Origin of the sequence: Saccharopolyspora karakumensis, assembly GCF_004349225.1 — a bacterium.
Classification (GTDB): domain Bacteria; phylum Actinomycetota; class Actinomycetes; order Mycobacteriales; family Pseudonocardiaceae; genus Saccharopolyspora; species Saccharopolyspora endophytica.
The window spans coordinates 1-26,365 of sequence record NZ_SMLA01000039.1; the positions used below are offsets into that span (position 1 = coordinate 1).

The window sequence follows — 26,365 nt, forward strand, 5'->3', positions numbered from 1 at the left end:
GGTGGTGCGGATGGGGTGGGGGCAGATACTGGGGCCGTCATGGCGTCGTGTCGTGCGAATCGAGATGGTGAACGTATGCGGATCGGCGTGGATCCGGACTCCGATGTGCCGCCCTTCGAGCAGGTGCGGTCCAGCATCGCCGAGCAGATCACCGCTGGAGAGCTGGCGGTCGGGACGAAACTGCCCACCGTGCGGGCCCTGGCGAGCGACCTGGGCATCGCGGCGAACACCGCGGCGAAGGCCTACCGGGAGCTCGAACAAGCCGGCCTGATCGAAACCCGCGGCAGAGCAGGCACTTTCGTCAGCGATGCGGGTGACCAGGCTGCCGCGCGAGCCGCCGAAGCCGCCGCGACCTACGCGCAGATCACCCAGGCGCTGGGCATCCCCAAGTCCGAAGCGCTCGCGATCGTGCAGGCCGCGCTCAAGGCCTAGGGCACCGCGAAGCCCGCACCGCGCCGAGCGATGCGCCTCCTATCCGACCTCGGCTTGCAGGCCTCGCATGGTCGCGATCTCGTCCTGCTGGGTGACCAGGACGTCCTGGGCCATCTCGTGGACCTGCTCGTCGCGGCCGGTGGACAGCAGCTGCGTCGCCATCGTCACCGCGCCCTCGTGGTGAGCGATCATCAACCGCAGGAACATCCGGTCGTAGTCGGCCCCGCGCGAAGCCGCCAGTTGCACCAGCTGCTCCGGCGTGGCCATGCCCGGCATCATCGCGTGGTCGTGCCCGTGATGCCCGGCGTGCTCGGCGCCGTGGGTGTTGAGCCACCCCTGCATCATCCCGATCTCCGGCCCCTGAGCGCCGCTGATGCGGTCCGACAGAGCCCGCAGCTTCGGGTTCTGCGCGCGCTCGGCGGTCAGCGCGGTCATCTCCACCGCCTGCTGGTGGTGGGCGATCATGTTGCGCAGGTAGTCGACCTCGGTCTGACCCGCTCCGCCGCGGTCCGGAGCCGCGCTGGCCACCACCTGCGGCTGGTCGCCCGGAGCGCCGGGCAGCACGACCGGCGGGCCGGACGGCGCGGGCGGCTCCGCGGCGCACCCCGCCAGCACGCCCGCTGCCAGCAGAATTCCGCCTAGCGACATCCGCAACATCGTCGTCCCTTCTGGGAAAAACGTGGAAAAACTGCCGAAAAAGCCTATTTCGACTAGAATCTGGCAACACGATACTGGGCAGATGCGGTTGTCCGAAACCGCTGTCGACGGCTGCCCAGAGGTGGCGGCGGCGACTTCGTCGAACCAGGGGGTTGATCGGTCTTGATCCCTCAGTCCACCGGCCGGAGGCGCGCGCTGGGCGCCGCCATCGGAGCGCTGGTGCTGGGCTTATCGCTCGCACCCGCGACGGCCGCGACACCACCGAGCGACGGTCCCGAGCAGTACTCCGCTCAGCAGGTCGCGGCACCGAACTCCGAGATCGACAAGAGCGAGAACATCGATCACGTGGCGAACCTGCCCAAGCAGGCGCCCTTCAACACCTTGGACGCCTACGGCACCGACATCGCGTTCAAGCAGAACATCGCCTACGTCGGCAACTACGACGGTTTCGTCGTCTACGACATCGCGAACCCGAAGAAGCCGCGCATCATCACGCAGGTCCAGTGCCCCGGCGGGCAGGGCGACATGTCCATCTCGGGCAACCTGCTGTTCGTCTCGACGGACTACCCGCGCAGCAACAACACCTGCACCAGCGAGGAGACCGACGCCGCCGACCCCAACGGCTGGGAGGGCATGAAGGTCTTCGACGTCAGCGACCCGGCCAAGCCGCGCTACGTCTCGGCGATCGCGACCGACTGCGGTTCGCACACCCACACCCTCGTGCCGGACAAGGCCGGCGAGGCCGTGTACCTCTACGTCTCGTCCTACGGCCCGAAGGCGGAGTTCCCGAACTGCCAGCCGCCGCACGACAAGATCTCCATCATCAAGGTGCCGCTGGCCAACCCTGCCGCTCCCGAGCTGATCAACGCCCCGGTGCTGTTCCCGGACGGCGGCAACCCGGGCGCCCCCGACGGCGTCAGCGCCACGACCGGCTGCCACGACATCACCGCGTTCCCGTCCAAGGACCTCGCGGCGGGCGCGTGCATGGGTGACGGCGTGCTGTTCGACATCTCCGACCGGGAGAACCCGCGCGTGATCAACCAGGTCCGCGACGACGAGAACTTCGCGTTCTGGCACAGCGCCACGTTCAACAACGAGGGCACCAAGGTCATCTTCACCGACGAGCTCGGCGGTGGCGGTGCCGCGACCTGCAACGAGGCCACCGGCCCGACGCGCGGTGCCAACGGGATCTACGACATCACCGGCTCCGGCGCCGACTCGAAGCTGGCGTTCAAGAGCTACTACAAGATCCCGCGCCACCAGGCCGACACCGAGAACTGCGTGGCGCACAACGGATCGCTGATCCCGGTCGCGGGCGGCGACTTCATGGTCCAGGCGTGGTACCAGGGCGGCATCTCGGTGTTCGACTTCACCGATTCCACCAAACCGCAGGAGATCGCCTACTTCGACCGCTCGGCGTTCAACCCGAACGAGCTGCAGCTGGCGGGCTCGTGGTCGGCGTACTACTACAACGGCCACATCTACTCCAGCGGCATCCAGGAGGGCCTGGACGTCCTCGACCTGCGGGACAAGAGGACCGACTCCGCCAAGAAGGTCCGCTACGAGGAGTTCAACCCCCAGACCCAGCCCGTCTACCAGAACTGATCCCTGACTCGGAAGGCCCCCACCGCAGCGAGCGCGGTGGGGGCCTTCGCCGTCGGTGGCCTGGCCTCAGGGGCGGGTGAGGCTGTCCGGGACGTCGAAGGACAGCAGGGGTTCTCCGATGTGCGGGCCCGCGACGACGGCGCAGCCGATCTCGCGCCAGAGGGCCAGCTGCCCCTGCGTCTGGACCTCGTCGACGCACAACCACACGCCGTTCATCAGCGGGATCAGGGCGCGGAGGGCCTGGATCTCGGGCACGTCCGGGCTTTCGGCCTCGTGCACCAGGCGAACGAGGTCGCGCGACAACCGCACCGAGTCCACCGGCATCTCGCGCAGCAGCCGGAGTTCGCCGGGCGAGCCGGTGAAGTCGTGCAGCGACGCCTTGACGCCGCGCGAGCTCAGGTGCCGAAGGTTGTCCCGCGCCTCCTCGTTCTCGCTGATCGCGGCGATCGGCATGCACAGCCGCAGCCAGCAGGAGTCGAGCTCCGATGTGTCGAGCACCCGGTGCACGACGGCCGCCAGGTCGGGGTCGCGGCCTTGGTCGGGACTCAGCGACACCGACAACCGAACCTGGTGGCCGGCCTCGTGCCATTCCTCCAGGTGCTGCCACGCGGTCTGCAGCATCCAGTCGCGCATCGACAGCGTCACCCCGGAGCGTTCCGCCAGGCGCAGGCAGTCGCCGTGCTCGATGACGCCGAAATCGCTGGTGTCCCAGCGGAACTCGGCTTCCAAGGTGCAGAGCTCGCCGCCGGGGATCATCACCTGCGGGCGGTAGACGACGTCGAACTCGCCCATCTCCAGCCCGCCGGGCATGATCGCCGCGAGCTGGCTCTCCTCGCGCTCCTCAGGGGCCAGGTCGGGGTCGAACAGCGCCCACTGCCGCTTGCCCGCGGCTTCCGCGCGCCGCAGCGCGACGTCGGCCGCCCACAGCATGTTCGCCGCGTCGGCGTCCTCCACGACCCGCTGCACCACGCCGATGCTGGCGGAGGCCGCGATGCCGCGTCCGGCGACGTAGACGGGTTCGGCGAGCATCTCGTTGATCAGCTGGGTCATCACCGGGACCGTCGGCGAGTCGGCCTGCTCCCAGACCAGCAGCGCGAACTCGGTGCCGCCGAAGCGCGCGACGAGCGCCTCCTCGTCCTCGACGAGGTTCTCCAGCCTGCGCGCGACTGTCCTGATCAGCTGGTCGCCGACCGGGTAGCCGAGCCCGTCGTTGATCAGCTCGAAGCCGTCCAGCGCCAGTTGGTAGAGCGCGAGCCGGGCGTCCCGGGGCAGGTTGACCAGCGCCGCCTCCAGCCGGGTGTGGAAGAACCCGCGGTTGGGCAGCCCGGTCAGCGCGTCGTGCAGCGCCTGGTGCTGGAAGCGGTCCTGAAGCAGGTGCAGCTCGGTGATGTCCTCGACCATGGTGACCACGCCGCTCGGCGACCCGTCTGCCCCGCGCAGCACGGAAACGCCCAGGTAGCACCACGCGGCTTGGCCGTCGGCGCGCACCAGGCGCTTGCGGTCGCTGATCCGCTTGGAGTTCGCGCCGTCGATCAGCTCGCGGTAGGAGGCGCGCAGGTACTCGGCGTCCTCGGGGTGGAAGAGCCGGTCGATGGTCATCGGCACCAGGTCGTCGGCGTGATACCCGAGCACCTGCTCGAACGCCGGGTTGACCTGCACGAACCGGCCTTCGAGGTCGCTGATGGCGACGCCGATCGGGGTGGAGGTGAACACCTCGCTGAAGCGCGCTTCGCTGGCCTTGAGCTCGCGGTCGGTCTTGAGCTTGGAGGTCAGCAGGGCCTTGTTCAGCGTCTCCTGCTGGGCGAAGGTGCTCTCGCGATCGGCCGCGGCGTACCCGGCCGCGATCTCGGTGAGCACCGACAGCAGGGCGTCGACCTTCGTGGCGTCCGAAAGCAGCGCGTCCTGGAGAACCCTCAGGGTCACCGAGAGGCTTTCCTCGCCGGTGGCGCGGATTTCGACGAGCCGGGCACCCACGGCACGACCGGTCTCGACAGCCCGGGATCTGTCGCCCAGCGCGAGCACGACCTCGTCCAGCAGCTCAGCGAGGGTCGCCTCGACCTCGTCGGGGGCGAAGGGGAGGTAGGAGGTGGCGCGGAGTTCGGCCGTCCAGCGGCGCACGACGTCGGCCCGCCACTCGGACTCCGGCGGTGGTCCGACCGGATCTCCCTCGCTCATCTCACCCGTCCGTCAGCGTCAACCTGGCGAAGTGAAATCGATCTGCGCGCGCACCTGGTGGCGCGCACCCGGACAGGATACCGGGCGGGCACCACCAGGGCGTGAAGGCCGTCGGATCCAAATCGATCAACCCGAGGTTGATCAGTGCGCCTCCTCCAGCGTCTCGCCGTCGGCGACCAGCGCGTCGATCTGCGCCGTGTCGGTCTCGTCGAGGGTCAGCGCACCGGCGGTGGCGTTCTCCTCCAGGTGCTCGACCGACGAGGTGCCGGGGATCAGCAGGACGTTGCGGGAGCGGTTCAGCAGCCACGCCAGCGACACCTGCGCCTGGGTGGCGTCGTGCTTTCCCGCGATGGACTTCAGCACGTCGTCGCCGCGCGCCCGGCTGTCGGCGAAGCCGGAGCCCAGCGGGAAGAACGGCACGAACGCCACGTCCGCCTCGGCGGTGGCGCGCAGCAGGGCCGCGGAGGTCCGGTTGACCGCGTTGTAGAGGTTCTGCACCGAGGCGATCGGGGTGATCGCCCGCGCCTCCTCGAAGTGATCCAGTTCCACATTGGACAGACCGATGGTGCGGATCAGGCCCTGCTGCTTGAGCTCGTGCAGGACACCCACCTGGTCGGCGAAGGCGATGCCGTCCTGCGGGCCCATGTCGCGCAGGTAGACCAGGTCGAGGGCGTCGACCCGCAGCCGGCGCAGGTTGTCGTGCACCTGGGAGCGCAGCGCGGCCGGGTGGTTCAGCGGGAGCCAGTGCGCCTTGTCGTCGCGGTAGGCGCCGATCTTGGTGGCCAGCACCAGGTTCGCGGCGTAGGGGTGCAGAGCTTCGGCGATCAGCTCGTTGACCACCCACGGCCCGTAGAAGTCGCTGGTGTCGATGTGGTCGATGCCGAGCTCGACGGCGCGCCGCAGGACCGCGATCGCCGCGTCCCGGTCCTTCGGCGGGCCGAACACGCCCGGTCCCGCCAGCTGCATCGCGCCGAACCCGACGCGGTTGACCGCCAGGCCGCCGCCCAGCTCGAACTCGCCACCCAAAGCATTCGCAGTCGTCACGCCGCGATGCTGCTAGAAAACCGACCGCACGGCAAGAAATGGTGCCGACGCACACCTGGACGCTGTTCGAAGGGTGCGGCGGAGCCGCGTTCGCCTTCACGGCGCACGGAGTCCACGCTCAGGTTCCGCCACGCGAGGCGACCCGCAACAACTCCTAGACCTGCGGCATCAGCAGCAGCCAGAACCCCCCTACCAGCAGCGATGCGAGCCCGATGAGGAACCACAGGAACATCCAGGCTCCGCCGCCGACGCCGGTGAGCCGCGCCAGCTGGTCGGCGTCGGAATCCCCGGCGCGTCCGCGTCGCCGCTTGCGCCCCAGTTCGCTGAGCGGTCGCAGTCCGCCGATGAGCAGGAACCAGCACAGCAGCGCCGCGCACAGCGCCTGCCACGGCGGGCTCGCCAGCCACGACACCGCCGCGAGCGCGCCTCCGGTGACCACCACCGACAGCACGCCGTAGGCGTTGCGCACGGCCAGCAGCACCAGCACCAGCAGCGCGATGCAGCCCCACAGCATCCACCGCGCCCGGTCGGAGGTGACCAGCCACGCGCCGCCCAGCCCCAGCAGCGACACCGCCGGGTAGCCCGCGAGCAGGGTGAACACCATGCCCGGCCCGTGCGCGCGACCGGTCGAGACGGTCAGCCCCGAGGTGTCGGAGTGCAGCCGGATGCCGTTGAGCTTGCGGCCGCTGAGCAGCGCGACCACCGCGTGCCCGCCCTCGTGGGCGATGGTCACCACGTTGCGCAGCGGCAGCCAGCTCCCGCGGTTGAGCACCAGGGCGAGTGCGATCACCCCGGCGATGAGCGCGGCGACGTTCCCTGAGTCGAGGAGCCGCGCCGTCGCGTTCCGCACTAATTCGTCCACGGCGGAACCCTAACGGGTCAGCTGAAGTAGTTCGGCACGTCCAGCGGTCCACCGGCGGCGTCGAACTCGTCACGGACCGCGTTCCGCAGCGCACCGTCGGTGAGGTAGTCCACTGTGGTCAGCGCGAGCCCGATGGCACCGTCGATCACCGCCGCGTCGCCGGCGGCGGAACCGGCTGCGGCGGCGAAGCCTTCGGTGTGCAGCGACAGGTTCGCGTCGCCCAGGCCGATCATCGGGTGGATGGCGGGCATCCGGAAGCTGAGGTTGCCCAGGTCGGTGGAACCGGTCAGGTAGTCCGGGACGATGCCGCGCGGCAGCGAGGTGCGACCGCGCCCGGCCTGGTGCCGCGCCCATCGGGCGGCCAGCGCGTCGTTGTGCCGGATCGGCAGGTAGGCGGGGTTGTGGTCCCAGTTCAGCTCGACGCCGCAGCCGGTCATCGCCGCGGCGCCGTGCGCGATCGACTCCACCCGCTGCGCCAGGTCCTGCAACGATCCCGGCTCCGCGGAGCGGACGTAGAACAGCGCCGCGGCCCGGTCGGGAACGACGTTGGGGCGCTTGCCGCCGTCGGTGATCACGCCGTGGATGCGATCGGTGGAGGGCATGTGCTGACGCATCGCCGCCACGCCCTGGTAGGTGGCCACCACCGCGTCCAGCGCGTTGCGACCCATGAACGGCTGCGCGGAGGCGTGCGCGGCCACGCCGTGGAAGACGACCTCGACCTGCCTGCGCCCGAGGAACGGGTGGGTGGCGATGTCGTGCGAGAACGGGTGCAGCATCACCACGGCGTCGACGTCGTCGAAGACCCCGGCCCTGGCCAGGTGCTCCTTGCCGCCACCACCTTCTTCGGCGGGCGTGCCGAACAGGCTGACCCGGCCGCCGGTTCGCCCCACGGCGGTGGCCGCGGCGAGGAACCCGCCGACACCGGCCGAGCAGATGATGTTGTGCCCGCAGCCGTGCCCGATGCCGGGCAGCGCGTCGTACTCGGCCAGCACCGCCACGTGCGGCCCGTCGGCGCCGACACCGGCGCGCAGCGCGGTGTCCAGCCCGCCCACGCCGATCTCGACGTCGTGCCCGAAGCGCCGCAGCAGCTCGGCGGCCCGCGCGACCGATCGGTGCTCGGCGTAGGCCTCCTCCGGGTCGGCGTGCAGGTCGTGGCTCAGCCCGAGCAGGTCGCCGCCGTGCTCGGTGACCCACCGCTCGACCTCGGCGAGCAGCTCCTCATCGGCACCGGCGTGCGGGGACCGCAGCGGCTCGGCCGAGGCCACGGCCTTCTCAGTGGCTGCGGCCACCGCGCGCAGGTAGGACTCATCAGGCTGAACCGGCTGTGTCACAGCACCGACTCTAAGCCGCCGGATGAACGCCGACACCACCCCGAGCTCACCGGTGTGGCGCGCTGGGACCGCTGAGCGGTCGCACCGAACTCCCACCGCCGGCCGGGGCAGGCAATCCGGGCAACGCAGAATCTGATCTCAGAGACGACCACCGAGAATCACGGGAAACGAATGCCCAGGACCGCACCAGTTGATTCCCAGGAGATCCACTCCATCGCTACGAGCACGACTTCGCCGAGCTGGTCCGCTCCACCGACCACGAGGAGACGGCGCACTTCGTCGCCCACCCGTCCCCGGTCCCGCGCCGGAGTCACCTCTGCGTGATGACACCCGGACGCGCGTCGAGGACCCGGTGGGCCAGGAGGGTGCCGCCGACCACGGCGGCCGGGATGACCAGCAGCTGCAGCACCGGCACCAGGCACAGCAGGTAGGCGGGCAGGCCGAAGCCGAGCGTCATCGCCTTGTGCTCGCGCAGGCTGCGGTGGCGCTCGCCGAAGGCGAAGCCGCGCCGCTGGAACACCAGGCCCACCATCTCCAGGCTGATCACCCACGCGCCGAACAGCGAGCCCAGCACGACGCCCGCGATCTGCCCGGCGACGGGGACGAACCCGATCACCAGCAGCACCGCTGCCCCGGCCAGCGCGACCAGCACGAGCTTGAGCGAGTCCCGCGCTCCCCGGCCGAGCTGGCGGGCGAATCCGGCGCCGTCGGAGGTGTCCAGCCCGAGCTGCTTCTCCGCCTGCTCGGCGATGTGCTCGTAGAACGGTCCGCCGATGAGCAGCGTGAGCGCGATGAACGAGATCGAACCCAGCACGGCCGCCGCGCCCACCAGCGCGACGCCGAGCAGGACGCGCAGCGCCTGGCGGGCGAAAGCGGCCCAGCCGTCGGCGAACGGCGTCATCCAGCTGGTCAGGTCGCCGCTGAAGTAGATCAGCGCGCTCAGGCTCCCCAGCAGCAGCAACGCGCTGATCAGGGCGGGGATCGCGCCGAGCAGCAGCAGTTTCGGGCTGCGCAGGATGATGCCCGTTCCGGACCCCAGCGCGCGGACTCCGGTGGCGAACGAACTCATTCGAAGAACTCCCGTGATCGGCGATCTCGAACCACCGTACTGCGTGCCCGGTGAGCAGATTCACCGATCGACCGCAGTCCGATCGACACCTGAGTTAGGTTAGCCTTTCTTGAACTGCTGCTTCGGGCGGTGAGCCCGGAAACGAACGAACAAGGACTCGGTGATGACTCCTCCCCCCAGCGCGATCAGCCGTCGGGGCTTCCTGATGGGCGCGACCGGACTCGTCGCGGCGGGCCTGGCCGCGTGCGGCAGCGGCGGCGGCGCGAACCCGAGCGGGAACGCGCCCTCCGGCCCCGGATTCCCGGTCCGCATCCCCAACCGCTACGGCGCGGCCGACATCCAGGCGGCACCGCAGCGCGTGGTCACCCTGGGCATCACCGACCACGACGTGCTGCTGCCGCTGGGCGTGATCCCGGCAGGCCTGACCAAGTGGGGACCGTGGGAGAGCGGCGTCGGCCCGTGGGTGGAGCCCATGCTGGGCGGCCGGCGCCCGAAGGTCTTCGGCAGCGAGGTCGACGTCGAAGGCGTCATCGCCCAGGCACCCGAGGTCACCATCGCGCTGCAGAGCGCGCTGACGCAGGAGCAGTACAACCGGCTGAGCAGCTTCGCCCCGGTCGTGGCGCAGCCGCCGAACTCCATCGACTACGGCATCAACTGGCGGGTGCAGGCCGAGACCATCGGTCAGGCCCTGGGCAAGCAGGCCGAGGTCGCCGACCTCCTCGGCAAGACCCAGGCCCGCATCGATGAGACCCGCAAGGCCAACCCGGTTTTCGAGGGCAAGACGCACGTCGTGGTCCGCACCGACGCGGCGGGCACCTACGCCGCCTACACCAAGCAGGACGCCCGCACCGCGCTGCTGGAGCAGCTCGGGCTGCGCCTGTCCCCGGCGATCGAGGGCATGGACAGCGGCGGCAAGTTCAACGTCAAGGTCAGCAAGGAGCAGGTCTCGCTGCTCGACGCCGACGTCGTCATCGTCACCACGGCCAAGGCCACCGACGTCGAGGCGGTCCGCAAGGACACGCTGCTGAACAACCTCCCGGCCGCCAAGCGGGGTTCGGTGGTCCTGCTCGACGACTACGACCTCACCATGGCCCTGGGCTCGGCAACGGTCTCCAGCATCCCCTACGCCCTCGACCACCTCACCCCGAAGCTCCTCGAAGCCCTCTCCTGACCGGCATGCGGCATGCCCTCCAGCAGGGCTGAAGGGCATGCCGCACGAGCTTGGTCGTCCGTCACGTTGGCGCCACCGGACCTTGGCGGAGACCGTGGATCGTGCTGAGGTCTCCCTTCGTTTCGCCCGAATCGGGTGTCGTCCACTTCCGAACGCGAAACCAAAGTCGCCAAATTCTGGTCAGGGCTGTGACAACTGGCCCTCGTCGCTCATATCCACATGACAGCGACACGACGACCACCGAACGGACGCCAGTCATGGTCTTGATGGGTTTCCTGATCAACGCGGCCTGGCCACCACTAGGGCTCGCAGCGGCAGCGTTGCTGGCACTGGCCATCGAGCGGTCACGAAGAAAGACCTACAAGTCAATCCTCTCCACCACTCCTGATGGAACACTGCTGGTTGACAAGTCCCGACGTGGCCGGGCGCTCATCATCGTGCGCGTACCCAAATCGCGCCTCGGCGAGGGTGAACTGGCCGGGGTGGAGAAAGATGCCAGTCGACGATGACCTACGGCGTGACTTCGAGGCGTTCATGAAGGAGAACGACAGTTCTCTGTCGTCCGTTGCGAGGCGGTACGCCGGTTTTAACGGGCTTCCGGGACCCGCTGCGAAGGACATCGCTCAAGACGCCCTGTGCATCGCGTGGAAAGCTTGGGGGAAGGAACTGGCCGGGGCGGATTCGGGACGCCGCCTAGCCTTCGTGTACGTCACGATGAGTCACAAAGCTCGCGAGGAACAGCGTTTTCGGCGCCGCGGGGGCGAACTTCACGATCCCGCAGGAATGGTGGGCCTCGAGGAAAGAAGAGTGAGTTTCGAGGACCGCCAGCTAGCGCGCAATGCCCTGCGCCTCCTCTCCGATGCGATGGCAGAACTGCTGGATGAGGAACGGTTGATCCTCGACCTCGCAATTGCGGGCGTACCGCGTGGCCAGATCGCCACACAACTTGACGTCACCACCACCAACGTCACGACGAGACTTCACCGAGTCCGGGAGAAACTTCGCCGGTCCATTGGCCCGGACATGCTCGCCGAACTGGGCATCGGACGTGGTGAAAACCGTCGGGAGGTGCACAATGGCAACCGACGATGACCGGAAGACCGGCCCTGCCTGGGCGGGCGACCCTGAGATTCCCGTGGTGACCGGAGATGCAGGGATCGACTACCTCATGTCCGCAGCAGGTCGGCACCTGGACGCCACCGCCACCGTGACTTCAGTAGACCCCTCCGAAGTAATCGACCGCATCTTCCACGGTGGCAGCGCTCACGAGCCAGAACTCGCCGCACCTGCGGTTGGTCGGACCGCCCTGCACGACGCCAGCGCGACACCCACCAGTGGCCCGACCGACACCGACGCTGCCGGTCACGCGACCGCAAGGAGCCGTCGCCGGCCACGACGACCCGGTCGCACATACCTGGTGCCGTTGTCGGCCGCGGCCGCCGTTCTCGTGCTGATGTCCACCGGCGTGAGTGTGGCGGCTCGCGACGCGCAGCCCGGCGACATCCTGTGGGGGGTGGCCCAGATTCTCTACGCCGACCACACCAAAGCCGTGGTGAGCGCAGGCTTCGTCCGCGAGGATCTGAACACGGCCGAGAGCGCGATCGAAAACGGCAACCGCAATGCTGCCGAGGAGGCACTGCGCTCCGCGAAGGAACAGCTGCAGGGTGTCGACGCCGAGCACGGACTTTCCGAGCTGCGAGCTGCGCATGCCTCGCTCACTGCGCGAATCGATCACGACGAGCGCTCGCCGAGCACGCCGAACTCGCCCGCACCTCCTACGATCCTGCATCCGCCCCAGGGGACGGGTGCGTAACCGCCTGCGCAGGAAGCATCCGCACCCATCACGTGAGCATCGATTCGCAGCAGGTCGAACCAGGCTCGATCTGAGTCCTGCTCGCGAGGAGCGGCGGTCCAGGGGCGGAATTGGCACCCGGACCTGGACCGCCGCGAACCGCTTCTACGCCTTGAGGGAGTCGACCAGGTCCTTCCAGGGTTCCCACGGGGAGTCCGGTTCGGGCTGGTGGGCGGTGACCATGTCGCCGTCCCGGCCGATCGCGAACAGCGTGCAGGCGCCGTCCGGGCGGCTGATGGCGACCGGGTCGCCTTCCAGCTCGCCGCCGAGGCCCGTCCACGCCGACCAGCCGCCGTGGGCTGACTGCTGCTCGGCGGTGTGGATCGCGCCCGCGGTGTCGCGGACGAACACCTCCAAGCGGCCGTTGGGGTTGAGCCCGATCGCCGGGGTGCCGACGAAGTCGCCGCCCAGGTCGGACCAGTTCCCGCCCTCGCCGGGACGTTCCACGCTGTACAGCTGCTGGTCGTCGCCGACCGCGAGCAGCACGACCACGCCGTCGGCGAGGGTCACCACCACGGGGTCGCCGGCCATGCTGCCGCCGAGGCCCTTCCACTCCGACCAGCCCGCGCCCGCGGTGCCCTGCGTGGACATCACGATCTCGCGCTTCGAGTTGCGGGCGAACACCGACACGGCGCCGTTCGCGCCGAGCGCGATGGCCGGACGGCCGATGAGGTCACCGCCGTGGTCGTCCCAGTCGGTCCAGTGCCCGCCTCGGCCGGCCTGCGCGGCGCTGTGCAGCTTGCCGTCCTTGCCGACCGCGAACAGCGCGAGCGCGCCGTCCGGCCGCAGCACCGCCACCGGGTCCTCCTCGATCTGACCGCGCAGACCGATCCACGGACTCCACTTCGCACCTTGCTGCGGGCACGACGACGTGATCACCTCGCCGTGGCGGTCGCGCACGAAGACGACCATCCCGCCCGAAGGTTCGCGCACCACGACCGGACGCCCGTCGGGCTCACCACCGATGCCCAGCCACCCGACCCAGTCGCCACCGGGCGAGACCTGCCAGGCGGTGACGACCTCACCGGACGTCGACGTCGCGAACGCCGACAGCGCACCGTCCGGACCGGGCAGGATCCCGGAACCGAACACGGTCGGCACCACCGGCTGCGGAGGCGGAGGCGGCACCGGAGCAGGAGCCGGAGGCTGCTGCGGCGGCTGGCCCTGCGGCGGCTGGCCCTGCGGCGGCCGGCCCTGGTTCGGGGGCATCGGCGGCTGCGGCGGCGGAGGCACCGGAGGCTGGCCGGGCTGCGGGGGCGGATTCGGTCCGGGCGGCGCGGGATGAACGGAACGGGCCGTCTCGTCGATCAGTCGACGCGCCTCCGCCTCGCGCTGGTCGTAGCGCTCCGGATGCGCCGAGTCCTGCACATCCTGGGAGAGCTGCCCCGCGCTGCGCCGATTGTTCTCGCGCTCCTTCTTCAGCGCCGCCTCGAAGAACTTCGTCGCCGCGTACCGCACGTCCATCAGCTGCGGCGGCGTTCCCCACCACTCCGGGCGTTGCTGGAACACCCCGAGCGAAGTGCTGTGGCCCCAGTTGAGGTTCGACATCTGGGATTCGACCAGACCGGTCTCGAACGCCGCCAGCATCACGTAATCGGACACGTTCATGTGCTTGCCGACCAGGTAGACGACGCGCATCACAGCCGGATCCGGCGGACCGGGATTTCCCCCGCGTGCGGGCGGGCTGTCTGGGATGGGCGGAAGGGGCGGCGGCCCCTGCGGAGGCTGCGGCTGGGGATGCGGCGCCGGACCGGGTGGGTTCGGTTGCGGCGCAGGCGGATTCATCGCCGCTGCCACGTTCGCCCGGAACTGGTCGAGGTCGACGTTGCCCGGGTCGACCTTGCCGGTCACACTCGTCTCCTTGTGCCCACGCGCGTGCTCAGCAGGCACCCGAAGGTGACGGAGAACCGCAGCGGTTGCGCGGACCGCAGCGTCGTACTGCTCCCGTGACGGGTGCTGTTCCACACCGTGGTAGTCCCACTCGAAACCGATGTAGATGTCGTTGCCGCTCCCCGCGGCGGGCATCGGCCCGGACGCCTTGGCCTCACCAGCGTGGTTGGCCCGCCCGGCCGCGACCAGATGGATGGAGCCGTCCAACCCGATCAACGCCTGGCACAGCGGGCCGTCCAGATCGGACCGCCCGTTAATGCACATGTCCAGCGTCGGCGCTGGTTTCTGCGGCGTGGTGCGCGTCGCGGTGTGGTGCTGCAGCACACCGATGGGTGCGGGCGTACGCCCCTCCGCAGCACGATCCCGCCACCCCTCGGTCTCATGCACGTTGAGTCCGGCCGCGCGCAACACGTCGAGCAGCCAAACAAGTGGCTGTGGCATTCTTCCTCCCCTTGATTTCCCAGGTCGGCTGGTCAGCCGCCCCACACGTTGCGGAACGCGGTGGCATCGACGAGCCCGCCGCGGCAGACCGCGCCACGTCCCCAGACCGACTTGATCGCCTTGTCATCACCGGGCGGCGTGAACTGCAACGTCTCCGGCTCGACGCACGGTGACTGATAGATGTCCCAGGTCAGGTCCAGCCCGGCGCTCTGGCTCTGCTCGATGGTGATCGTCGGCGGGTTCGCCTGCAGGCGGTTGAGCTCGGTGTCAACGGGCTTGCCGTTGAAGTCCACGAACTGCAATCCGCCATAGCCGCGGATCTGGCACGGCCGACCACCGATGTTGGTGACCTTCAGAGTCATGTGCGATCCATCGGCCTGCGGGTAGTTCGGATCGAGCTGCAACTGCAGCTCCTCGGCGGCGCAGGCGAGGCCGTCTTCGGCTTCGGGTTCCTTCGACTTCGACGGCGCCTCCGAAGAATCCGAAGTGGATTCCGAGCTCTCCTCCGAACTGCTCGTCGCGCTCTCCGGCGGTGCTGGTTGGGTCACCGTCACCGTCGCCGGTGGTTGCTGCGCCTGCGACCCCGGCTGACCGCACGCGCTGGAAACAGCCACCGCTGCGAGTGCAGCCCCGAACACGCCACATCGCTTCGCGTTGATTTTCAATGCCGACTCACATTTCATCGCTTTTCCGCTTCTCCCGCGAAACACCGGGTGTCAGTCCGAGTGGAGGTGGGTTCGTTCGACGCGGCGGTCGCCGCAGACCGTGCCGAAGTTCCAGTCCAGCGTGGTCGGCTCGGTGTTGTCCGGCGGATAGATGCGCACCTTGGCCGGATCGTCGACGCAGTCACCTGTCTGGTAGATCAAGTACAGATCCTGGGCGACGCCCTCACGGGTGCCGATGCTCATCCACTCGGCAGGCGGCGTTCCGGCCTTGTCCACGAAGGTCGCAGGCATGACGGTGCCGGTTCCGTCGACGAACTCGATCCTCGCGTCACCGTGAACCGTGCACGCCTTGGCCCCGACGTTCGCCAGCCGCAGCTTCGTGCGTGATCCTCCGGCGGGCTGCGTGGGATCCTCGTGCAACCCGACGAGCGTGTCCGGGTAGAGCCGGGCTCGGAGCTGCGACGTCTGACAGGGCTTCTGGGTCGGAATCTCCTCCGGATGACTGACCTTCGTCTCGGCGGAGCCGCCCTGCTCCGAGGTCTCCTCCGAGGAACCCTGCGATTCGGTGGTCTCCTGCGGCACCGGCTGGGTCACCGTCACCACTGCCGGTGGTTGCTGTGCCTGCGGCGCTTGCTGACCGCAGGACACCGTTACCGCCGCGGTCGCGGCGGTCAACGCCCCCAGGCGCTTCCCCCTGATTTCCAGCACTTCGCGGACCTGTCCTCCCCTGGTGCGCATCGGCCGAGCGTTCGGCCGGAATCCGGGGCGGGAGTCTTCCAAGCGGGTGATGTTCTCCAGGGCCATTTCCGCGAAAACGATAGGTAGATCACTGAATCAGCCGAGGTGGTGGCGATGAATGGCCAGCAACGCAACCCGATCGGCGGTATCCCCATTTCACGGACGATTGTTACTCGGGCGCGCGGAATGAGTATTTCTACTTGCACCACATGCTATTTCGGAATGCGAAAACGGCCGTTGCCGACCCCGGAGGTCGGCAACGGCCGTTTCGGTTGCGCCAGAAGAGATCAGGCGATGATGCGGATCGGGTCCTCCAGCAGCGAGGTGAACTGCTGCAGGAAAGCGGCGCCGACCGCGCCGTCGACGGCGCGGTGGTCCGCCGAGAGCGTCACGCGCAGGATCTTGCGCGCCACGAACTCGCCATCGCGGACCTGGACCTCGTCGCGGGCCGCGCCGACCGCCAGGATCGCCGCCTCCGGCGGGTTGATCACCGCGCTGAACTGCTCGATGCCGAACATGCCCAGGTTGGAGATCGAGAAGGTGCCACCCGACATCTCGTCGAGCTTGAGCTTGCCCTCGCGCGCCCGGCCTGCCAGCTCGCGGCTCTCGGCGGCGATCTCCGAAACGCTCTTGCGGTCGGCGTCCTTGACCACCGGCACCACCAGACCGCCCTCGATCGCCACCGCGACGCCGAGGTTGATGCGCTTGTGCTGCAGCATCTTGTCGCCCGCGAAGGAGACGTTGACCGCGGGGTTGGCGCGCAGCGAGGTCGCCACGGCCTTGACGATCAGATCGTTGACGCTGATCTTCGGGCCACCGGCCGACTGCAGGCGCTCGTTGAGGCTCGCCCGGAACTCCAGCAGTTCGGTGACGTCGATGGCGCTGGTCAGGTAGAAGTGCGGCGCGTTCTGCTTGCTCTCCGTCAGGCGCTTGGCGGTCACCTTCCGGATGTTGGACAGCGGGATCTCCTCGACGTCGTCGTTGACGACGGCCGGAGCGCCGGCCTGCGCGGCCGGAGCCGGAGCGGGCTCGGCAGGAGCCGCCGAGGCCGCGGCCTCGATGTCGGCGCGGATGATCCGCCCACCGGGGCCGGTGCCCTGCACGGTGCCCAGGTCGACGCCCTTCTCCTTGGCGACGGCCTTGGCCAGCGGCGAGGCCTTCGGCTTGCTCCCGGACTCGGCCGGGGCCGCGGTCTCGACCGGAGCAGCGGCCGGGGCCGGAGCCGCGGACGCCTCCTCGGCTGCGGGTTCGGCGGCGGCCGGAGCGGGAGCGGCGGGCGCCGGAGCCGCCTCGGCGGCGGAACCGGAGCCGTCGCCGAGGACCGCGATCGGCTCGCCGATCGGAACGGTCGTGCCGGCCTCGACCAGGATCTTCTCCAGCACCCCGTCGTCGTAGGCCTCCAGCTCCATGAGGGCCTTGTCGGTCTCGATCTCGGCCACCACTTCGCCGCGCGCGACCTTGTCACCGACCTGCTTGTGCCAGTTCGCGATCACGCCCTCCTCCATGGTGTCGGAGAGCCTCGGCATCTGAATGTCAGTCATCGTCTTCCTCGGGTGAGCACGGGACTCAGCGGCGGCGGCCCACCGCGTCCAGGGTCTGGTGAACGGCGGTGGTCAGCGACTCCGCGGACGGCAGGGCGGCACGTTCCAGCGGCTTGGCGTAGGGCAGCGGCACCTCGGCCGCCGCGACCCGCCGCACCGGGGCGTCGAGGTAGTCGAAGGCACCGTCGGAGATCGAGGCCGCGATCTCCGCGCCGATGCCGTAGGTCAGCCAGTCGTCCTCGGCGACCACGGCGCAACCGGTCTTGCGCACGGACTGCACCACGGTGTCGCGGTCCAGCGGGCGCAGGCTGCGCAGGTCGATGACCTCGGCGTTGATGCCCTGCTCGTCGTGCAGCTTCTCGGCGACCTGCTGGGCGACCACGGCCATCCGCGAGTAACCGATGATCGTGATGTCGGAGCCCTCGCGGGTCACCTTCGCCTTGCCGATCTCGGCGGGCTCCACGACGTCCGGGACCTCGCCCTTGGTGTTGTAGAGCGCGAGGTTCTCCAGGAACAGCACCGGGTCGTTGTCCCGGATCGAGGCCAGCAGCAGCGCCTTGGCGTCAGCGGGCGTGCTCGGCGCGACGACCTTCAGGCCAGGCACGAACGCGTAGTACAGCTCGATGTTCTGCGAGTGGGTGGCGCCCAGCTGCTGACCGCCGCCACCGGGGGTGCGCAGCACCATCGGGACGCTGGTCTGGCCGCCGAACATGCCGTAGATCTTGGCGGCGTGGTTGACGATCTGGTCGAGCGCGACCAGCGAGAAGTTGATCGTCATCAGCTCGACCACCGGGCGCAGGCCCAGCATCGCGGCACCGACGGCGGCACCGACGAAGCCCTCTTCGGCGATCGGGGTGTCGCGCACGCGCTTCTCGCCGAACTCCTTGAGCAGGCCGGCGGTGATCTTGTAGGAGCCTTCGAAGACTCCGATCTCTTCGCCGATGAGGAGCACGTCCTCGTCGCGCCGCATCTCCTCCTGGAGGGTGTCGTGCAGCGCTTGGCGATAGGTCATGAGGGCCAAGGGATTTCTCCTGGACAGCGGTCAAGAGCGGCCCGGGGTCCGGGGTTTCCCGTTTGGCGTCGGAAAACCCCGGTCACCGGGTTGCGATACGTGTGGCGGGGTGTCGCAAAAACCGCAAGGGGACTTGAGGATTCGACCCGTCAGTTGTGCACGAACAGCGGGTCGGCGGGCAGCCGCCGCGAGTCGTTGGCGACCGGCGTGGCGTAGGTGTAGTCGAACAGCGTCTCGACGTCGGGGTGCGGGCTGTCGTCGGCGAAGGCCACGGCGGCGTCCGCCTCGGCCTGCGCCTTGGTCTCGATCTCGACCGCGGCGTCCTCGTCGAGGACACCGGCGTTGATCAGCTCCGCGCGGAAGTTGGCGACGGGGTCGGCCTGCTTGGCCTTCTCCATCGACTCCTCGTCGCGGTACTTGCCCGGGTCGACCACGGAGTGGCCCTTGAGCCGCTCGCTGACCAGCTCCAGCAGCGCCGGACGGCCGGTCTCGCGAGCCTGCTCGACCAGCCGGGAAGCCGCGTCGCGGACCGCGAGGACGTCGTTGCCGTCCACCCGCTCGCCGTGCATCCGGTAGGCCGAAGCCCGCTTGTGCAGCTCCGACTCCGCCGAGGACTTCTCCACGGTGGTGCCCATGCCGAGCTGGTTGTTGATCACCACGAAGATCACCGGCAGGTTCCACAGCGCGGCGATGTTCAGCGCCTCGTGGAAGGCACCGATGTTGGTGGTGCCGTCGCCCATCTGGCACATGACGACCTGGTCGCCGGAGCGGTAGTCGATGGCCAGCGCGGCGCCGGTGGCCAGCGGGATCTGCCCGCCGACGATGCCGTACCCGCCGAGCAGACCGGCTTCGACGTCGAACATGTGCATCGAGCCGCCCCAGCCCTTGGAGGTGCCGGTGGTGCGGCCGTAGAGCTCGGCCATCACGCGGCCGGGCTCGATGCCCTTGGCGATGGCGTAGCCGTGCTCGCGGTAGTTGGTGAACAGCAGGTCGGTCTTGCGCAGCGAGCGCATCAGGCCGACGACCGAGGCCTCCTCACCGAGGTTGAGGTGGCAGTAGCCGCCGATCTTGGCCTGCGTGTAGCCCTGCGCGGCGCGCTCCTCGAAGCGGCGGATCAGGGTCATCTCGTAGAAGTAGTCGCGCAGCAGCTCCGGCGACTCTCCCGCGAAGCGGCCGCGCTCAGCGGCCCGCGCCGAGGTGGAGCGCCGCGTCTTGGTCGCGCCGGTGCGCGTGGACGGCTTGCTGCGGGTGGCTGTCTGTGCCATCGCGGATCCCCTTTTCTCTTGCCTCTAGCGCTTCTTGGGCGGTGCTACGTGGACCGGCAGGCCGAGGGCGTTCATCGCGGCCTCCATCCCGACCTCGCCGAGCGTCGGGTGCGCGTGGATGGTCTCGGCCAGCTCGTCGAGAGTGGCTTCCAGAGCCATGGCCAGCGCGCCTTCGGTGATCAGGTCGCTGGCGGCGTGGCCGATGATGTGCACGCCCAGGACCTCGCCGTACTTCTTGCCGGCGACGATCTTCATGAAGCCCTCGGTGTCGCCGTAGCTCTGCGCGCGGCCGAGCGCGGCGAAGGGGAACTTCGCGGCGATGACGTCGTGCCCGGCGTCCTTGGCCTGCGCCTCGGTCAGACCGACGGAGGCGACCTCGGGGTGGGTGAAGGTGGCGGCCGGGATGACGTTGTAGTCGATCGCGGCGTGGTGCCCGGCGATGGTCTCGGCGGCGACGACGCCCTGGTGCGAGGCGACGTGCGCGAGCAGCGCCTTGCCGGTCACGTCGCCGATGGCGTAGACGTGCTCGACGTTGGTGCGCAGCGCGTCGTCGACGGTGATGAAACCGCGGTCGCTGGTGGCGACACCGGCCTTGTCGAGGTCGAGGCTCGCGGTGTTGGGCTTGCGGCCCACGCCGACGAGCACGTAGTCGGCGTCGATCTGCTGCGGCTTGGCGCCGTCCACGGTGACCTGCAGGCCGTTCTCGCCCCGGTCGACTCGGGAGACGGTGGCCTCGGTGAGGACCTTGATGCCGCGCTTGGTGAACGAGCGGCCCAGCGCCTTGCCGACCTCGGCGTCCTCGGCCGGGACGAGGGTCTTCTGCATCTCGATGATGCTGACCTCGCTGCCCAGGGTGGAAAACAGCGTCGCCCACTCGGCGCCGACCGCGCTGCCGCCGATGATGGCGATGCGCTTGGGGACCTCGGTGAGGCCGAAGGCGCCGTCGGAGGTGATCACGCCGGGCAGATCCGCGCCGGGCAGCGGCAGCTGCACGGGGACCGAGCCGGTGGCGATGATGACGTCGGTGGCCTTGACCTGGTCGATCGGCTTCGCGCCGGTCGGTTCGGCGGCGTAGCGGGGGCCGTCGGCGCCCAGCGGGGACTCACCGGTGGCGTAGACGTCCACGGTGGTCGGGGCGGTGAAGCGGGCGTGGCCGTTGATGACGGTGACGCCGTTGCCCTTGAGCAGGCCCGCGACGCCGTCGGTCAGGCCCTTGACGACGCTGGCCTTGCGGCGGGTGATCGCGTCGTAGTCGACGCTGACGCCTTCGACGTTGACGCCGAAATCGGCGGCGTGCAGCACGGTTTCGTAGACCTCGGCGGACCGCAGCATGGCCTTGGTCGGGATGCAGCCCCAGTTCAGGCACACACCTCCGGGCCGCTCCTTCTCCACCACGGCCACCGAGAGGCCGCGCTGCGCGGCCCGGATCGCGGCGACGTAGCCACCGGGGCCGCCGCCCACCACCAGAAGGTCGAACTCCTGCACTTCGCTGTGCTCCTTTGAACGCACGCGCCGGTTACCGACGACCCGTCTTCGCGAGCGGGCCATCCTCACCCAGAGTGTCGTGAGCACGACCACTTCCGCGCTATGCCCAGCCGCCCAGACTTTAGGACGACCAACTGTGCACATCGCACAGCCCATGCCGTGATGGGCACAACACGTGGCGCCGCGGTTACAGAAGGGAGCCGCGATCCCCGTCACAAACGGAACTCCGTCAGGCACAAAACCCCAGCACCTGCGGTTACGCCCGCTACCTGCGAAAAGAACCCAAATTTTTCCAACTATGCCCACTGCACAATCGCCGCGTCATAACCTGAGGCGCGTGACGGAGCGACGCACGATCTCCAGCGCTCGACCTTCGAAGATCAGATCGGGTACGCGCGCGCCATGATCGACGGCGACCGCGTCCACGTGGCCGGCACGACCGGCTTCGACTACACCGCCATGACCATCTCGGACGACGTGGTGGAGCAACCGAGCAGTGCATGCGCAACATCGGCGGCGTGCTGGCCGAGGCGGGCTGCACCTTCGCCGACGTGGTCCGCGTCCGCTACTTCCTGCCGAACCGCCACGACTTCCCGCCCTGCTGGCCAGTCCTGCGCCGCCATTTCGGCGAAAGCCGCCCAGCCGGAACCATCCTCATCTGCGACCTCATCGACACCGGCATGAAGATCGAGATCGAGGTCGAGGCCCGCCGGCCGACCGGCTGACGTTGGCAATGCCCGTTGACGACGGGCGGTTCGTGCGAGAAACCGCCCGCGATCAACGCCCGGTCCGCCCGGTCGATTCGGACCACTTCTCGAAGTCCTCAAGATAGCGATGCGGATCCATGTCCCCCCGTTCGTCTGCGGCGTTCGATATCGGTAGTTACCAGAACCGCCGAGAAACCGGTAAAGCTTTGAGTAAATCCATCGCTACCCGAGGCATCAGCTCTGCTCGTCGTCTCGGAGGTTGAGGGTGGACAGGGCGAGGGAGAGGGAGACGTAGGCCGTGCGGCCGTGGAGGGGTTGGCCGATGAGGGTGGTGATGCGGTGAAGGCGGTTGAGGACCGTGTTGCGGTGGCAGTGCAGGCGGACTGCGGCGTTGGCGGTGGAGCAGTTCTCCTCCAGCCAGGCCGTGAGGGTGTCCAGGAGCATGTCGCGCTCCTTGGGCGGTAGTTCCAGGACCGGGCCGAGCTGGGTTTCCAGCAGGCGTTGCGCCAGGTCCGGTGACTGCACCAGCAGGGCTTCGGGGAAGCGCTCCTCCAGGGTGACCAGTTCGGTGGTGCCGTGCGCCGAGGTGCCCAGCGTGGTCAGGGCCAGCTGGTGGGCGAGGCCGATCTCGGCGAGGCCCTGCACCTTCGGCGAGACCGCGACCCGGGCGCGGGCCAGCGGTCGGAGCGCGTCGAGCGCGAGCGCCGCCGGGTGCTGCTCCAGGGCGACCAGACCGACGAGGGAGTCCGCGCGGACCTGCCAGACCGAGCGGAGGTGCAGCGCGGCCAGCGCCTCGGAATGCCCGCGCAGCGCGAAGCCGCCGTCGTCGGTCATCTCGGCGACCACCACCAGGTACGCGCCGCCGGTGGGCAGGTCGAGCTCCTTGGCGGTGCGCTGGGCGAAGGCGACGTCGCGGGCGCGGCCGGCCAGCAGGTCCTCCACCAGCGCGTGCCTGCGCTGGTCGTCGCGGCGCAGCCGCTCCAGCTCGGTGTTGCGGTAGAAGGTCGACAGCGTCGAGGACAAGCCGTCGATGACCCGCCAGATCGAGGTGGCCACGCCCAGCACCGCGTCCGGATCGGCGCCGTCGCGGTGCGCCTGGTCGACCAGCGCCTCCCACACCACGCGCCCGCCGAGCCGGAACGTCCGCAGCATGACCTCCAGCGGCACGCCCTGCTCGGCGCGGCGGCGGCCGATGGCGGCGGCGACGTCGTCGTCCCGATCGGAGATGTCGACCTCGCCGCTGAGGATCTGCAGGATCCGCTCCAGGTACTGCCGACAGCCCTCCCAGAGGTCTTCCTTGGGCACCGGCCGGTAGTCGGTCCACTCGGGGTTGTCGGTGAAGATCGCGGACATCAGCCGCTCGGTCAGCGCCGGGACGTCGTCCAGTCCGGCTTTGGCCAGCGCGCGGGTCACTTTCGGGAGATCGGCAGGATCGGCTACCACGCCCTGCGACGATACCGGTCACGGCGACGTCGCGAGGCCGAGAGCGCCGATCCGACCCCCGGCCGGTACGACGCCGCAGGGTCACTGATCCATCACCGAGAGCGAGCGGAATTCGGGCCTGATGAACCCGAAATCCGGTCGCCGCCAGAATGTTCCGCATCACACCAGAAAGTTGTGACGAAGGCGTTAACGTTCCCGCCTCTCGTGCCGACACCTGGTGTGGGACGACTTCTCCGGCATTCGCCGGGAGCCCCCACCTCCACCACTCCGCACGACATTTCTCCGGGAGAGCAGCGCGATGCAGATCAACAGCCGCACGATCGTGTCGGTTGTAGCGACGGTTTCGATGGTCGTCATGACCGTTCTGCTCGCGGTGTTCAGTCCCCCGGCCCATACGGGCCAGCAGATCGAGCCGGCCGCCAACCAGGCGCCGATCGTCTCCGAGCGCTGAGGCGCGTCACTCGCGGCGGACGTCGTCGGCCGATTTGTCGTTGCGCAGACCCGAAAACCTGGGGTGCCGGAGCTTGCCGTCGCCGGTCCACTCGCTGAAGCCGACCTCGGCGACCAGCTCCGGCTCCACCCAGTGCGTCCCCGGTTCCCGGATCAGGTCGTGGAACGGTGAGTCCGCGCGGGCGAGCTCGTCCAGCTTCGCCGAGAGCTCGCGCAGCGTTCGCTCGTCGTACCCGGTGCCGACCTTGCCCGCGTAGCGCAGGCCATCGGCGTCGTAGTAGCCGACCAGCAGCGCGCCGAAGCCGGATCGGGAGCCCTTGGGATCGGTGTAGCCGCCGATCACGAACTCCTGGCCGGAGACGCACTTGAACTTCAGCCAGTCCCGGCCGCGCCCCGACCGGTAGGGCTGATCGGCCCGCTTGGCGATCAGCCCTTCCCAGCCGCGCGCGCACGCCTGCGCGAAGAACTCCTCGCCGTCGCCGCTGCGGTGCTGGCTGAACCGCAGCGGGTCGGTGAACTCGAAGCACTCGCGCAGCAGCCGCTTGCGGGTCCGCAGCGGCAACCGGGTCAGGTCCACGCCGCCGAAGGCGATCAGGTCGAAGACGTAGTAGTGGACGGCGACGCCGGTGCGCCGGGCGGTCGCGGCGTCGGTGAGGTGCATCCGCTTCTGCAGCCGGGCGAAGCTCGTCTGGTCGCCCTCGAAGGCCACGACTTCGCCGTCCACGACGAAGTTCGGCGCGTTCTGGGCCGCGAGCGCCTCGGCGATCTCCGGGTAGGAGGGGTCGACCCGCTTGCGGTTGCGCGACCACAGCTGCGGCTCGCCGCCGTCGGCCCCGGCGATCAGCCGGACCCCGTCGAGCTTGCGCTCGTAGATCCAGTTCTCGTCGGAGAACTCGTGCCGGGTCAGGGTGGCCAGCGCGGGCGGATACCACGTCCCGCCTGGCCAGGCCCGCAACGCGGCGCGCGAATCGTCGTCGAGCAGGCCCGCCAGATCGGTCATGCGCGTCAGCATCACCCCTGGTCGGATCACCGACAAGCTGAGAGCTCGCTGTGAAGGTGCTGTGAGACCACCCCCGCAGAATTTCCCGACCGGGTGAATGCGCGAGACTGTTTTGGTCGGTTCCCCTCACAACCGCCGAAGGTGAATGCGCACGATGCCGAAGAACCAGAACCCGGTGACCCAGAAGAGCGGGGTCTCCACCAACGTCATCCTCACCATCGCGGTGGTGGTCGTCGCAGTGCTGGTGATCGGTGGTGTGCTGCTGTTCAACCGATCCGGCGACAGCGGTGGCGGCGCCGGCAGCGGCCAGCCCCCGGTTGCGGCCGAGGTGCTGCGCAAGCCCGACAGCAACGTGCTCACCGAGGCGCCCGACGGCAAGGTCACCGTCACCGAGTTCCTCGACTACCAGTGCTCGTCCTGCTACCAGTACTACTCGCAGATGACGAAGAAGATCGAGAACGACTACGCGGGACGGATCACGTTCGTCACGCGCAACTACCCGCTGGAGATGCACCCGCTGGGCCAGCACGCCGCGCGCGCCGCTGAGGCCGCCGCGCTGCAGGGCAAGTACAAGGAGATGTACCACGCCCTGTTCGACAACTGGACCGCCTGGGCGACCGCGAACGCGGAGGAGCTCAACAGCGACGAGGCCAAGGCCAACGCGGAGTTCGAGAAGTACGCGCAGCAGATCGGTTTGGACGTCAACCGCTTCAAGCAGGACATGGTCTCGCCCAACGTCCAGGCCAAGATCGACCGCGATATCGCCGACGGCAAGACCGCCGGTGTCTCGGGCACCCCGACGCTGTTCATCAACGGCCGGCAGTTCGATCAGGGCAACGCGCAGAACATGGCCGAGGTCGACCAGGCGTTCCGCAAGCAGCTGGACCAGGAGCTGGCGAAGTGACCACCGCCCACGCCGTCGAACAGGCCGCACCCGGCGCGCAGCAGCCCGCCGCCGGGCCGCGCGGCCTGGCCTGGCTCTACGTCGTGGGCGGCGCGATCGGGCTCGTCGCCTCGTTCGCGCTGATCGTCGAGAAGCTGGCCAAGCTGTCCGACCCGGGCTACGTGCCCTCGTGCAGTCTCAACCCGATCGTGTCCTGCGGTTCGGTGATGGACAGCTCGCAGGCCGCGCTGCTGGGCTTCCCGAACCCGCTGATCGGCGTCGCGGCGTTCCCGGTCGTGGTCACCGCGGGCGTCGCGCTGCTGGCCGGGTTCCGCGCGCCGCGCTGGTTCTGGCTGGGCATGCAGGCCGGCACCACGCTGGCCGTGGTGTTCATCCACTGGCTCATCGTGCAGAGCCTGTACTCCATCGGGGCGCTGTGCCCGTACTGCATGGTCGTCTGGGTCGTCACGATCCCGCTGTTCTGGTACACGACCTTGCACAACCTGCGCGAGGGGCACTTGGGCGGCGGCCGGTCCCTCGGCGTGGCGTTGAGCCGGTTTCACAGTCTCGTGGTCGTAGTGTGGTACGCCGTGATCGTGGCTCTGATCCTGCAGGCATTCTGGGATTACTGGACGGGTCGCTGATCG

At 69.1% G+C, this 26,365-nt stretch carries 25 protein-coding genes; 10 read left to right on the forward strand and 15 right to left on the reverse strand.

The genetic code is table 11. From position 1 onward, the window contains the following. The first annotated feature begins 75 nt into the window (after nucleotides 1-75). Nucleotides 76-432, forward strand: a complete 357-nt coding sequence (locus tag E1202_RS21840; protein ID WP_132685015.1) for a GntR family transcriptional regulator — start codon at nucleotides 76-78, stop codon at nucleotides 430-432. 39 nt (nucleotides 433-471) lie between these two features. Here E1202_RS21840 and E1202_RS21845 read toward each other — a convergent pair whose 3' ends face one another. Then, nucleotides 472-1,080: a DUF305 domain-containing protein gene (locus E1202_RS21845; RefSeq protein ID WP_235878833.1), complete on the reverse strand. Its 609-nt coding sequence runs from the start codon at nucleotides 1,078-1,080 to the stop codon at nucleotides 472-474. 174 nt (nucleotides 1,081-1,254) lie between these two features. Here E1202_RS21845 and E1202_RS21850 point away from each other — a divergent pair, with 174 nt between their 5' ends. Continuing rightward, nucleotides 1,255-2,694 carry an LVIVD repeat-containing protein gene (locus tag E1202_RS21850; RefSeq protein WP_132685056.1) on the forward strand — a complete coding sequence of 480 codons (1,440 nt, stop codon included), beginning with the start codon at nucleotides 1,255-1,257 and terminating at the stop codon, nucleotides 2,692-2,694. A gap of 66 nt (nucleotides 2,695-2,760) precedes the next feature. Here the strand turns inward: E1202_RS21850 and E1202_RS21855 are convergent, their stop codons facing one another. The 5 genes from E1202_RS21855 to E1202_RS21875 form a co-directional block, all read right to left on the reverse strand. Further along, complete coding sequence (locus tag E1202_RS21855) at nucleotides 2,761-4,869, reverse strand: putative bifunctional diguanylate cyclase/phosphodiesterase (protein ID WP_132685017.1); 2,109 nt, start codon at nucleotides 4,867-4,869, stop codon at nucleotides 2,761-2,763. 141 nt (nucleotides 4,870-5,010) lie between these two features. After that, the gene (locus E1202_RS21860; RefSeq protein WP_132685018.1) at nucleotides 5,011-5,913 is read right to left on the reverse strand and encodes an oxidoreductase; all 903 of its coding nucleotides are present in this window, start codon (nucleotides 5,911-5,913) and stop codon (nucleotides 5,011-5,013) included. A gap of 154 nt (nucleotides 5,914-6,067) precedes the next feature. Further along, a complete protein-coding gene (locus E1202_RS21865) occupies nucleotides 6,068-6,775 on the reverse strand; it encodes a M50 family metallopeptidase (RefSeq protein WP_132685019.1) in 708 nt (235 codons plus the stop codon). Nucleotides 6,776-6,792: 17 nt separating this feature from the next. Further along, entirely contained in the window at nucleotides 6,793-8,106 is a 1,314-nt protein-coding gene (locus E1202_RS21870) for a M20 family metallopeptidase (protein ID WP_132685020.1), read from the reverse strand. Nucleotides 8,107-8,416: 310 nt separating this feature from the next. Beyond that, entirely contained in the window at nucleotides 8,417-9,175 is a 759-nt protein-coding gene (locus E1202_RS21875; protein ID WP_132685021.1) for an EI24 domain-containing protein, read from the reverse strand. Between the two features lie 163 nt (nucleotides 9,176-9,338). Between E1202_RS21875 and E1202_RS21880 the strand changes: the two genes are divergently transcribed. The 4 genes from E1202_RS21880 (at nucleotide 9,339) to E1202_RS31890 (ending at nucleotide 12,159) form a co-directional block, all read left to right on the forward strand. Continuing rightward, nucleotides 9,339-10,346 (forward strand): iron-siderophore ABC transporter substrate-binding protein, encoded by a 1,008-nt coding sequence (locus E1202_RS21880; RefSeq protein ID WP_132685022.1) that lies wholly within the window; start codon nucleotides 9,339-9,341, stop codon nucleotides 10,344-10,346. 257 nt (nucleotides 10,347-10,603) lie between these two features. Beyond that, on the forward strand, nucleotides 10,604-10,855 hold the full coding sequence (locus E1202_RS31530) for a hypothetical protein (protein ID WP_165943936.1): 252 nt from the start codon (nucleotides 10,604-10,606) through the stop codon (nucleotides 10,853-10,855). Next, the gene (locus E1202_RS21885; protein ID WP_165943937.1) at nucleotides 10,839-11,438 is read left to right on the forward strand and encodes an RNA polymerase sigma factor; all 600 of its coding nucleotides are present in this window, start codon (nucleotides 10,839-10,841) and stop codon (nucleotides 11,436-11,438) included. Before E1202_RS31530 ends, E1202_RS21885 begins: the two co-directional genes overlap by 17 nt. Next, the gene (locus tag E1202_RS31890) at nucleotides 11,422-12,159 is read left to right on the forward strand and encodes a hypothetical protein (protein WP_207918856.1); all 738 of its coding nucleotides are present in this window, start codon (nucleotides 11,422-11,424) and stop codon (nucleotides 12,157-12,159) included. The genes E1202_RS21885 and E1202_RS31890 overlap by 17 nt, the downstream gene beginning before the upstream one ends. A gap of 144 nt (nucleotides 12,160-12,303) precedes the next feature. On the opposite strand, the gene E1202_RS32280 is transcribed toward E1202_RS31890, so the two are convergent. The 7 genes from E1202_RS32280 to lpdA all read right to left on the reverse strand — a co-directional run bounded on the left by E1202_RS32280 (nucleotide 12,304) and on the right by lpdA (nucleotide 21,235). Next, nucleotides 12,304-14,529, reverse strand: a complete 2,226-nt coding sequence (locus E1202_RS32280; RefSeq protein WP_235878835.1) for an N-acetylmuramoyl-L-alanine amidase — start codon at nucleotides 14,527-14,529, stop codon at nucleotides 12,304-12,306. Between the two features lie 32 nt (nucleotides 14,530-14,561). After that, nucleotides 14,562-15,239 carry a DUF4232 domain-containing protein gene (locus tag E1202_RS21900; RefSeq protein ID WP_132685024.1) on the reverse strand — a complete coding sequence of 226 codons (678 nt, stop codon included), beginning with the start codon at nucleotides 15,237-15,239 and terminating at the stop codon, nucleotides 14,562-14,564. A 6-nt stretch (nucleotides 15,240-15,245) separates the two neighbouring features. Continuing rightward, nucleotides 15,246-15,932: a DUF4232 domain-containing protein gene (locus E1202_RS21905; protein WP_165943938.1), complete on the reverse strand. Its 687-nt coding sequence runs from the start codon at nucleotides 15,930-15,932 to the stop codon at nucleotides 15,246-15,248. Nucleotides 15,933-16,219: 287 nt separating this feature from the next. Then, a complete protein-coding gene (locus E1202_RS21910) occupies nucleotides 16,220-17,473 on the reverse strand; it encodes a pyruvate dehydrogenase complex dihydrolipoamide acetyltransferase (protein WP_268952352.1) in 1,254 nt (417 codons plus the stop codon). Nucleotides 17,474-17,498: 25 nt separating this feature from the next. After that, complete coding sequence (locus tag E1202_RS21915) at nucleotides 17,499-18,485, reverse strand: alpha-ketoacid dehydrogenase subunit beta (protein ID WP_408007046.1); 987 nt, start codon at nucleotides 18,483-18,485, stop codon at nucleotides 17,499-17,501. A 149-nt stretch (nucleotides 18,486-18,634) separates the two neighbouring features. Further along, nucleotides 18,635-19,750, reverse strand: a complete 1,116-nt coding sequence (pdhA, locus tag E1202_RS21920; protein ID WP_132685027.1) for a pyruvate dehydrogenase (acetyl-transferring) E1 component subunit alpha — start codon at nucleotides 19,748-19,750, stop codon at nucleotides 18,635-18,637. Between the two features lie 24 nt (nucleotides 19,751-19,774). After that, nucleotides 19,775-21,235: a dihydrolipoyl dehydrogenase gene (lpdA, locus tag E1202_RS21925; RefSeq protein WP_132685028.1), complete on the reverse strand. Its 1,461-nt coding sequence runs from the start codon at nucleotides 21,233-21,235 to the stop codon at nucleotides 19,775-19,777. Between the two features lie 500 nt (nucleotides 21,236-21,735). On the opposite strand from lpdA, the gene E1202_RS21930 reads away from it, so the two are divergent. Then, complete coding sequence (locus E1202_RS21930; RefSeq protein ID WP_235878837.1) at nucleotides 21,736-21,960, forward strand: Rid family hydrolase; 225 nt, start codon at nucleotides 21,736-21,738, stop codon at nucleotides 21,958-21,960. Between the two features lie 216 nt (nucleotides 21,961-22,176). Here the strand turns inward: E1202_RS21930 and E1202_RS21935 are convergent, their stop codons facing one another. Further along, nucleotides 22,177-23,385 (reverse strand): PucR family transcriptional regulator, encoded by a 1,209-nt coding sequence (locus E1202_RS21935; protein ID WP_132685029.1) that lies wholly within the window; start codon nucleotides 23,383-23,385, stop codon nucleotides 22,177-22,179. A 298-nt stretch (nucleotides 23,386-23,683) separates the two neighbouring features. Here E1202_RS21935 and E1202_RS31535 point away from each other — a divergent pair, with 298 nt between their 5' ends. After that, nucleotides 23,684-23,836, forward strand: coding sequence for a hypothetical protein (locus tag E1202_RS31535; protein ID WP_165943939.1), 153 nt, complete (start codon nucleotides 23,684-23,686; stop codon nucleotides 23,834-23,836). Between the two features lie 6 nt (nucleotides 23,837-23,842). Here the strand turns inward: E1202_RS31535 and ligD are convergent, their stop codons facing one another. Continuing rightward, nucleotides 23,843-24,835, reverse strand: coding sequence for a non-homologous end-joining DNA ligase (gene ligD, locus E1202_RS21940; protein ID WP_132685030.1), 993 nt, complete (start codon nucleotides 24,833-24,835; stop codon nucleotides 23,843-23,845). Nucleotides 24,836-24,989: 154 nt separating this feature from the next. Here ligD and E1202_RS21945 point away from each other — a divergent pair, with 154 nt between their 5' ends. Together E1202_RS21945 and E1202_RS21950 are read left to right on the forward strand one after the other, a co-directional pair. Next, nucleotides 24,990-25,739 (forward strand): DsbA family protein, encoded by a 750-nt coding sequence (locus E1202_RS21945; RefSeq protein ID WP_132685031.1) that lies wholly within the window; start codon nucleotides 24,990-24,992, stop codon nucleotides 25,737-25,739. Continuing rightward, nucleotides 25,736-26,362, forward strand: a complete 627-nt coding sequence (locus tag E1202_RS21950; RefSeq protein WP_132685032.1) for a vitamin K epoxide reductase family protein — start codon at nucleotides 25,736-25,738, stop codon at nucleotides 26,360-26,362. Before E1202_RS21945 ends, E1202_RS21950 begins: the two co-directional genes overlap by 4 nt. Nucleotides 26,363-26,365: the final 3 nt, after the last annotated feature.